This is a genomic window from Streptomyces palmae (genome assembly GCF_004684805.1).
Taxonomy (GTDB): domain Bacteria; phylum Actinomycetota; class Actinomycetes; order Streptomycetales; family Streptomycetaceae; genus Streptomyces; species Streptomyces palmae.
Map to the genome: position 1 here is coordinate 1 of NZ_SRID01000292.1, position 8,873 is coordinate 8,873.

At 73.6% G+C, this 8,873-nt stretch carries 10 protein-coding genes and 1 pseudogene; 3 read left to right on the forward strand and 8 right to left on the reverse strand.

Going from position 1 to position 8,873, the window contains the following annotated elements; genetic code table 11:
• The 4 genes from E4099_RS24190 to rimP all read right to left on the reverse strand — a co-directional run.
• Positions 1-244, reverse strand: a 244-nt coding sequence (locus E4099_RS24190; RefSeq protein WP_135341234.1) for a translation initiation factor IF-2 N-terminal domain-containing protein, incomplete at its 3' end; no start/stop codon positions are given.
• 155 nt (positions 245-399) lie between these two features.
• A complete protein-coding gene (locus E4099_RS24195; protein ID WP_135341235.1) occupies positions 400-696 on the reverse strand; it encodes a YlxR family protein in 297 nt (98 codons plus the stop codon).
• Between the two features lie 106 nt (positions 697-802).
• On the reverse strand, positions 803-1,804 hold the full coding sequence (nusA, locus tag E4099_RS24200; RefSeq protein ID WP_135341236.1) for a transcription termination factor NusA: 1,002 nt from the start codon (positions 1,802-1,804) through the stop codon (positions 803-805).
• A gap of 2 nt (positions 1,805-1,806) precedes the next feature.
• Positions 1,807-2,319: a ribosome maturation factor RimP gene (gene rimP, locus E4099_RS24205; protein ID WP_135341237.1), complete on the reverse strand. Its 513-nt coding sequence runs from the start codon at positions 2,317-2,319 to the stop codon at positions 1,807-1,809.
• Between the two features lie 369 nt (positions 2,320-2,688).
• Between rimP and E4099_RS24210 the strand changes: the two genes are divergently transcribed.
• The 3 genes from E4099_RS24210 to E4099_RS24220 all read left to right on the forward strand — a co-directional run bounded on the left by E4099_RS24210 (position 2,689) and on the right by E4099_RS24220 (position 4,991).
• Positions 2,689-3,270: a hypothetical protein gene (locus E4099_RS24210; protein WP_245245129.1), complete on the forward strand. Its 582-nt coding sequence runs from the start codon at positions 2,689-2,691 to the stop codon at positions 3,268-3,270.
• A gap of 112 nt (positions 3,271-3,382) precedes the next feature.
• Positions 3,383-3,898 (forward strand): ferritin-like domain-containing protein, encoded by a 516-nt coding sequence (locus E4099_RS24215; RefSeq protein ID WP_135341238.1) that lies wholly within the window; start codon positions 3,383-3,385, stop codon positions 3,896-3,898.
• Between the two features lie 142 nt (positions 3,899-4,040).
• Complete coding sequence (locus E4099_RS24220; RefSeq protein ID WP_135341239.1) at positions 4,041-4,991, forward strand: aminoglycoside phosphotransferase family protein; 951 nt, start codon at positions 4,041-4,043, stop codon at positions 4,989-4,991.
• Between the two features lie 115 nt (positions 4,992-5,106).
• Here E4099_RS24220 and E4099_RS24225 read toward each other — a convergent pair whose 3' ends face one another.
• The 4 genes and pseudogenes from E4099_RS24225 to E4099_RS24240 all read right to left on the reverse strand — a co-directional run.
• Complete coding sequence (locus tag E4099_RS24225; protein ID WP_135341240.1) at positions 5,107-6,816, reverse strand: proline--tRNA ligase; 1,710 nt, start codon at positions 6,814-6,816, stop codon at positions 5,107-5,109.
• A 146-nt stretch (positions 6,817-6,962) separates the two neighbouring features.
• Entirely contained in the window at positions 6,963-7,499 is a 537-nt protein-coding gene (locus E4099_RS24230; protein ID WP_135341241.1) for a GNAT family N-acetyltransferase, read from the reverse strand.
• Positions 7,500-7,678: 179 nt separating this feature from the next.
• Complete coding sequence (locus E4099_RS24235; RefSeq protein WP_135341242.1) at positions 7,679-8,524, reverse strand: GNAT family N-acetyltransferase; 846 nt, start codon at positions 8,522-8,524, stop codon at positions 7,679-7,681.
• Positions 8,525-8,687: 163 nt separating this feature from the next.
• Positions 8,688-8,873 (reverse strand): annotated as a pseudogene (locus E4099_RS24240) (flavodoxin-dependent (E)-4-hydroxy-3-methylbut-2-enyl-diphosphate synthase); the annotation flags it as partial.

Genomic DNA, 8,873 nt, shown 5'->3' on the forward strand with positions numbered 1-8,873 from the left:
GGGTGGGGGCGGCGCCCGCACGGGGGGCCCCAGGGGTCGGCGCCTTGCGCGGCGCCGCGGGCTTCCCACCGGAGCGGCCGGAACCGCCGCCCTGGAAAGCGTCAGTCAACTTGCGTACCACCGGCGCCTCGATCGTCGAGGACGCCGAACGGACGAATTCACCGAGTTCTTGGAGCTTGGCCATGACGACCTTGCTCTCTACGCCGAACTCCTTGGCGAGTTCGTATACCCGGACCTTAGCCACTTCGCTCCTTTGAGGTCCGGTTACCGCCGGACCGTCGCTACTTCATGGGCGTACTCATCGCGTACTCATCGAGTGCTCATCGCAATCTCGACCTACTTCCGACTCGCGAGGTACCTGACCGCACGGTGACCCGTGCCGTTCTTCTTTGCTGCTTCTTACGGTGTTGCCCGCTCTGCTTGCGCAGACTGCTCGATATGACGGCGCAGGGCCGTGGTATCGAGCGGCCCCGGCCCCCTGAAGGCCCGGGGAAACGCCCGGCGGCGGACCGCCAGGTCAAGGCAGACCGCCCGGGGGTGCACATACGCGCCCCGACCGGGCAGCGTACCGCGCCGGTCGGGAACGCAAGCGCCCTCGACCGCCACGATGCGCAGCAGTTCGCCTTTGGCCGCCCGCTCCCGGCAACCCACGCAGGTTCGCTCAGGGCATGCACCAGCTCGCGTCCGGCCAGACACTGCCTAAGTCTACCTCTCTGAATCGACCCCACCCCTTCGGGGGAGTGATCGAACGGTTACTCTTCCGCATCGCGCCATCACTGCCGTGCGCGCGACACGTCCGGATTCAGTCTTGACCGGCGGGCTGCTCGGTGTCGGGCCTGATGTCGATCCGCCACCCGGTGAGCCGGGCCGCGAGCCGGGCGTTCTGCCCCTCCTTGCCGATGGCGAGGGACAGCTGGTAGTCCGGCACGGTGACCCGCGCGGAGCGTGCCGCCATGTCCACCACCTCGACCTTGCTCACCCGGGCCGGCGACAGTGCGTTCGCCACCAGCTCGGCGGGGTCGTCGGACCAGTCGACGATGTCGATCTTCTCGCCGTGCAGCTCCGCCATCACACTGCGCACCCGGCCGCCCATCGGCCCGATGCACGCGCCCTTGGCGTTCAGCCCGGACCGGGTGGAACGCACCGCGATCTTGGTTCGGTGGCCGGCCTCACGGGCGATCGCGGCGATCTCCACCGAGCCGTCCGCGATCTCCGGCACCTCCAGGGCGAAGAGCTTCTTCACCAGGTTGGGGTGGGTACGCGACAGGGTCACCGAGGGACCGCGCACGCCCTTGACCACCCGGACCACATAGGTCCGCAGCCGGGTGCCATGGGTGTACTCCTCGCCCGGCACCTGCTCCTGCACCGGCAGGATGGCCTCCAGCTTGCCGATGTCGACCAGGACGTTCTTGGGGTCCTTGCCCTGCTGGACGACGCCCGCGACGACATCGCCCTCACGCCCCGCGTACTCGCCGAAGGTGATCTCCTCCTCGGCGTCGCGCAGCCGCTGCAGAATGACCTGCTTCGCGGTCGTCGCCGCGATCCGGCCGAAGCCGGACGGGGTGTCGTCGAACTCCCGCGGCTCCTCGCCCTCCGGCAGGTCCGCGAGGTCCTCCGGGTTCTCCTTCGCCCACACCGTGACATGCCCGGTGGAGCGGTCCAGCTCCACCCGGGCCCGCCGCCGGCTTCCCTCGGTCCGGTGGTAGGCGATGAGGAGGGCCGACTCGATCGCCTCGACCAGCAGGTCGAACGAGATCTCCTTCTCCCGAACCAGACCCCGCAGGGCACTCATGTCGATGTCCACGGCTACGCCTCCTCCTTGCTCTCGTCGGTCTTCTCCGCCGCCTTGCGGTTGAACTCGATCTCCACCCGGGCCTTGGAGATCTCACCGAAGGCCAGCCTTCGGGCGGTGGGCTTGCGCCCCTTCACGCCCGGCACTTCGAGGTCCACACCCTCGTCGTCCACTGCGATGATCCGCGCGACCAGTTCCCCGCCCTCGACCAACCGGGCCTTGATCAGCCGACCGGTGGCGCGGCGGTAGTGCCGCGGCTCGCTCAGCGGTCGGTCCGCACCGGGAGAGGTCACTTCGAGCACGTACGGGGCGGCGCCCATGGCGTCCGTGGCGTCGAGCGTCTCGGACACGGCCCGGCTCAGTTCCGCGCAGGCGTCCAGCTGGACGCCCTCGTCGGAATCCACCACGATGCGCAGCACACGCCGCTTCCCCGCCGGGGTCACCTCGATCTCTTCCAGATCCAGGTCTCGGGCACTGACCAGCGGCTCCAGTAGTCCGCGCAGCCGCTCGCTCTGGGTGGTGCTCATCCGGGTGACTCCTCGGCCGCGTGTGCTGTTGTGGGAAGGTCGCGTGTCGGTCAAAGCCTATCCGTTCCGGCGGGCGGCTGACGATTCGGCTGCTCATGGGCGCACCCGGGCCGTCTCGGGGCCGTTTCCGCAGGCCCCGGACGATCGCCCCGGCTCGCCGCGGGGGCGGCAGCGCGCGGGCCGCCGTCCTGGGTACGCTCGCCTGCGGTGATCACGCCGCAGCGGACGCCCTCGGAGCGCCCGGCGGCGCACCGGTGGCAGCCGAGGCCGGCCCCGTGGACGTCTCGACGCACCGCGCTGCACCACGACGAACCGCCCAGCACGACCGCACCGCGAAGCTCCAGGACCGCACCACCCGGAAAGAGGACCGTGCCGCTCACCACGTATCCGCGGGACCACGGCGGCCCGCGCCGACGACACCTGCTGCTGGCCGGCGGCGCGGCCGGCGCCATGGCCCTGCTCGGCGGCTGCGCCGACGGAACGGACCGGCCGGACGCCGACCGGTCCGCGCGGTCCCCGGCCGCGGAGCGGCTGCGCGCCCGGGCCGAGCGGCAGAGCACCGAACTGCTGGCCCGGTACGACGCCACCCTCGCCGCCCATCCCGCGCTCGCCGACCGGCTGGCCCCCTTGCGCGCGGAGACCGCACGGCATGCCCAGGCGTTCGCGGGCCGGCCGGCCGGCGGCACGCCCGGGGCCCCCTCCGGCAGCCCCGCCCCGGCCTCCGCCTCCGCGGCACCCAAGCACGGCGCGGCGCACTCCGGCGCCGACGGCACACCGGTCCCGGACCGGCCGGAGGCGGCACTGGCCGCCCTGGCGCGGGCCGAGCGCCGCACCGCGGACGCCCGCACCGCGGCGCTGGCCGAGGCGCCCGGCGAGCTGGCCCGGCTGCTCGCCTCGGTGGCCGCCTGCGGGGCCGCGCACGCCTATCTGCTCACCGAGGGCGGCCGATGACATCGCGCGGGCCCGCGCCGCGGCACCCGGCGTGCCCGGCGCACCGGCTGCCGCCGCGCGCCGCCGGTGCGGCCGCCCTCGCAGCCGTACACCGTCTGGAAGGGACGCTGAGATGACCAACGGACCGGTCCGGCCCGCCGCCGGCTCCGCCCGCCGCGGCGACGACGCCGTGCTCAAGGCCGTGCAGGCCGCCCTGGCGGCCGAGCACGCCGCGGTGTACGGCTACGGGGTGGTCGGCGGCCGGGTCGGCGACGACCGGCTGTCCGAGGCCCGTGAGGGCTACGCCGCCCACCGGGCCCGGCGGGACGCCCTGGAGCGGATGGTCCGCGACCTCGATGGCGACCCGGTCGCGGCGGCTGCCGCCTACGCGCTGCCGTTCGCGGTACCGGACGCGGCGGCGGCGGTGCGCCTCGCCGCCGAGCTGGAGAACCGGGTGGCCGCCGTCTACGCGGACCTGGTACGGATCGCGGAGGGGCCGCGCCGTCGGGAGGCCGCCGGGGCGCTCCGGGAGGCGGCGGTGCGGGCGGTGCGCTGGCGCGGCGGCGGCGTAGCCTTCCCTGGGCTCGCCGAGCGTGCCACCCCGGCCGCCTCCGCGGCGCCCTCGGGCGGTGGGGCGAACAGGCTGTGAGCCGGCCCGGGGGCTGCTTCCGGACAGTCCGGGCACCCCGCCCGCGGCGGCCGGACGCCCGCATCCCCGAGCCGCGCGCCGCGACCGCGACCGCGGATCGACCACACGACGACCGACCGCAAGACGAGGGGAAAGCTCAGGAATGGCAGCAGGACCGCAGCCCGGCGGGTATCCCACGGCCCCCCTCGATCCGCCGCAGCGGCTGTTGAACGCGCTGAGCAAGGACCCCGAGAGCCCGGCGATGGCCTGGCTGGCCGATCTGCCCGGCACCGTCCGGCGGCAGCTGGACATCTGGGAGCTGACTCCGCTGCGGACGCAGGTCCCCGGCGGTCTGCACAGCATGGTCGTGCTGGTGACCCAGGCGGACGGCAGCCCGGCGGCCTTGAAGTTCCCGGTGCCCGGCCCGGACGCGGAGCGGGAGGGCGCGGCGCTGGAGCGGTGGGACGGCTGGGGCGCGGTACGGCTGCTCCGTGCCGACCCGGACAGCGGCGCGCTGCTGCTGGAGCGGTTGCGCGGCGCGGTGTCACTGCGCTCCCTGCCGGAGGCGAAGGCCCTGCTGGAGGCGGCCGGCACGCTGCGGCGGCTGTGGGTGGAACCGGCTGCCGACCACTCCTTCCGCACCGTCGCCGACCTCACCGCGCACCGTGTGGCCCTGCTGCGCGCCGCCTCCGCCTCCGCCGGGCCCTGGGGTACTCAGACCGGGCCGCTGGTGGACGAGGCCATGAGGGTCCGCGCGGAGCTGGTCGAGTCGCCGCCCGAACTGGTGCTGCTGCACGGCGACTTCCGGCAGGGCAAGGTGCTCTCCGGGGAGCGCGCGCCCTGGCTGACGGTCGGTCCGCGCCCGCTGGTGGGCGAGCGCGCCTATGACCTGGCGCGGCTGGTGTTGGACCGCTTCGAGGACCTGGCCGCCGGCTCCGGTCCGGCTGCCGTGGTCCGCCGCAGGCTGGCCAAGCTGGCCGACTCGCTCGAGGTCGACCGCGACCGGCTGCACGGCTGGACGCTCTTCCGCGCGGTGGACGCCGGACTGCGCCAGGTGGTCGCCGGCGATCGCCGCCGGGGGGAGCTGCTGCTGGAGTTCGCGAGCTGGCTCTGACCGGCCCGTGCCGGTGCCCGCCGCGGGCGCCGGGCCGCCGCCGGACGGCCCGCGGCCCCGTACCCGTCAGGTCCGGACGGGAACGGGGCCGCGGTGCGCTGTGCGGTGCGGGGGGTCAGGCCGTGAGGCGGGCCAGGGCCGCGTCCACGGTGAGCTCCTCGCGCTCCCCGGTCTTGCGGTCCTTGAGCTCGACCAGGCCGTCCTTGGCGCCGCGGCCCACCACCAGGATGGTGGGCACGCCGATCAGCTCGGCGTCGGTGAACTTCACGCCCGGCGAGACGCCGGCCCGGTCGTCCACCAGGGTGCGCACGCCCGCCGCGGCCAGCTTGTCGCCGACCTCCAGGGCCAGCTCGGTCTGCAGCGCCTTGCCGGCGGCGACCACGTGCACATCGGCCGGGGCGATCTCGCGCGGCCAGCACAGCCCGGACTCGTCGTGGGTCTGCTCGGCCAGTGCGGCCACCGCGCGGGAGACGCCGATGCCGTAGGAGCCCATGGTCACCCGGACCGGCTTGCCGTTCTGGCCGAGTACGTCGAGCTGGAAGGCGTCGGCGTACTTGCGGCCGAGCTGGAAGATGTGGCCGATCTCGATCGCCCGGTCCAGCTCGATGCCCGCGCCGCAGCGGGGGCACGGGTCGCCCGGCTCGACCACGGTGACGTCCAGGTACTGGTCGACCTCGAAGTCGCGGCCGCACACCACGTTGCGGGCGTGGGTGTCCTGCTTGTTGGCTCCGGTGATCCAGCTGGTGCCGGGGGCCACCCGCGGGTCGGCGAGGTAGCGGAAGGCGGTGCCGGCCAGCCCCTGCGGGCCGACGTAGCCGCGCACCAGGTCCGGGCGGTCGGCGAAGTCCTCCGCGGTGACCAGCTCGACGGTGGCGGGCGCCAGGTGCTCGGCGAGCTTGCCGAGGTCCACCTCCCGGTCGCCGGGCACGCCCACCGCGGTGATCTCGCCGTCCACCTTGACCAGCAGGTTCTTCAGGGTGGCCGAGGCCGGGACGCCGAGGTGCTCGGCGAGGGTCTCGATGGTCGGGGTGTCGGGGGTGTCCAGCTCCTCGACGGGGCCGTGGCTCTCGCCCTCGACCGGCGGCACGGTGATGGTGTACGCCTCGGTGTTGGCCGCGTAGTCGCACTGCGGGCAGTCCACGAAGGTGTCCTCGCCGGCCGCGGCGGGGGCCAGGAACTCCTCGGAGGCGGAGCCGCCCATGGCGCCGGAGACCGCGGACACGATGCGGTAGTCCATGCCCAGACGGGCGAAGATCCGCTGGTAGGCCTCGCGGTGCAGCCGGTAGGACTCGGCCAGGCCCTCGTCGGTGGTGTCGAAGGAGTACGAGTCCTTCATCTGGAACTCGCGCCCGCGCAGCACGCCGGAGCGGGGCCGCGCCTCGTCCCGGTACTTGGTCTGGATCTGGTAGAGGATCACCGGCAGGTCCTTGTAGGACGTGCACTGGTCCTTGACCGTCTGGGTGAAGATCTCCTCGTGGGTGGGGCCGAGGAGGTAGTCGGCGCCCTTGCGGTCCTTGAGCCGGAAGAGCAGGTCGCCGTACTCGTCCCAGCGGCCGCTGATCTCGTAGGGCTCACGGGGCAGCAGCGCGGGCAGCAGCACCTCCTGGGCGCCGATGGCGTCCATCTCCTCGCGCACCACCCGGGAGACGTTCTCCAGGACCTTCTTGCCGAGCGGCAGCCAGGTCCAGACACCGGCGGACGAGCGGCGCACGTACCCGGCGCGGACCAGCAGCTTGTGGCTGGCGGTCTCGGCGTCGGCCGGGTCGTCGCGCAGCGTCTTCAGCATCAGCTTGGACATGCGCTGGGCGTGGACGGCATGGGCCATGGGGTGTCTCCTGCGTGCGTGATGGGATGGCAGGAGGTTAGCCGCCCCGACGGGGGAAGCGGAAACGCGTTACCCGGCGGTACGCGGGTGGCGGGCGCCGGACACCCCTCCCCATGGGTGGGACGGGGCCAGTGCGGGGCGCTCCGTCAACGCCGGCGCAGGGGCAGCGGCGCGCCCATCACGGCGTATGGGCTGGGCGCACTGGGGAAGAGCACGCGCCGGGCGAGGTCGCGGTAGCCCAGCGCGCGGTACAGGCCGCGCGCCGGGGTCTCGGCGTCGATGGCGGACAGGATGCTGCGCGGCAGTCCGGCGCCGTCGGTGAGGCCGGTGATCAGCCGGCGGCCGATGCCGCGGTTCTGGTAGGCGGGGTGGACGTGCAGTTCGGTGACGACGAAGGAGTCGTCCAGCCAGTGCTCCTCACCGGCGGCGCGCAGATAGGGCTCGACCACGGTGGACCACCACTGGGTGCGGTCGTTGGGCATGCCGTAGACGAAGCCGGCCAGCCGGCCGTCGGCGGTGGTCGCGCCCAGGGCCCGGGCGCCGGGGCTGGTGAGGTGCCGGAGCACGATGTGGCGCCGTACGGCGACCTCCTCATCGGTGAGGCCGAACGCGACGGCCTGTACGGCGAGGGCGTCGTCCACCCGGGCGGCGAGGTCGAGCGGTCCGACGGCGAGCTCTTCCATCAGTCTCCTAGCGAGGCGGCTCGCGGTGCGCTCCCCGCGCCCCCGCGAGGGGCCGGATCGGGCTGGACCACGACCTTCGGGTGGGAAGTCCCCTCCGTCGGGAGGGGAGCGGGGTCACGGCGGCACCCTACTGGGACGACCGACACCCCGGTCGGGCGGCGCATCGGCGGGGGCGCGCATCAGAACAGCACGCTCATGAAGGCGCCGACCTCCTGGAAGCCGACCCGCCGGTAGGCGGCACGAGCGGGCAGGTTGAAGTCGTTCACGTAGAGGCTGACGACCGGGGCGACCTCGCGCAGCGCATAGCCGAGGACGGCGGCCATGCCGGTCTCGGAGAGGCCGCGGCCCCGGTACTCGGGGGCCACCCAGACACCCTGGATCTGGCAGGCGTGCGCGGTGGCGGCGCCGATCTCGGCCTTGAAGACCACCTGTCCGTTCTCGAAGCGGGCGAAGGAGCGTCCGCTTCCGACGAGTTCGGCGACCCGGGCCTGGTAGATCAGTCCACCGTCGCCGGCCAGCGGGGAGACGCCGACCTCCTCGGTGAACATCGCCACGCAGGCCGGCATGATCACGTCCATCTCGTCCTTGCGGACGCGCCGCACCAGCGGGTCGGGGGTGATGCCGGCGGGCATGGTGGTGGTGACCATCAGCGGTTGGCGGGCCCGTACCTCGCGGGCGGGGCCCCAGCTGGGTTCGAGCAGCGACCAGAGGGCCGCGGTGGGCCCGGCGGGGCCGACGATGGAGGAGCAACGGCGCCCGGAGCGGCGCGCGCGCTCGGCGAAGGCGCGTACCGCGGCGGGGGTGGCGCAGACCGGCACCAGGTTCGCGCCGGCGTAGCACAGGGACTGCAGCCGCCCCGCGCTGTACCAGCCCCACATCTCGCCGCCGAGCCGCCAGGGGTCGAGGCCGGCGGCCTGGACGCGGGCGGCGACGAAGGCGTTGGCGACCGGATCGCGGTTGAGCACCGCGAGAGCGTCGTCGAGCTCGGCGGGCTCAAGAACCTTGGTGGTGGTGGTCGTGAGCACGTGTCGGTCTGCCTCACGGTCGCGGGCCTGGGGCCGGGAGAGTCGATTCTCCGCACTGTACCCCGCCACTCCTACGGGTGACCTCCGCCGAGTAGCACCGCTGGCCCGGCACCGTGAGCGGGCAGGCGGTGGGCCGCTCACGGTGCCGGGCCCGACGGCTGTGCTACTTGCCCGCGGTGACGACGGTGGGGGCGCCGGAGGCGACGCCGTCCTTCTCCATCTGTTCGGCGATCTTCATGGCCTCCTCGATCAGGGTCTCCACGATCTTCGACTCCGGCACGGTCTTGATGACCTCGCCCTTCACGAAGATCTGCCCCTTGCCGTTGCCCGAGGCCACGCCCAGATCGGC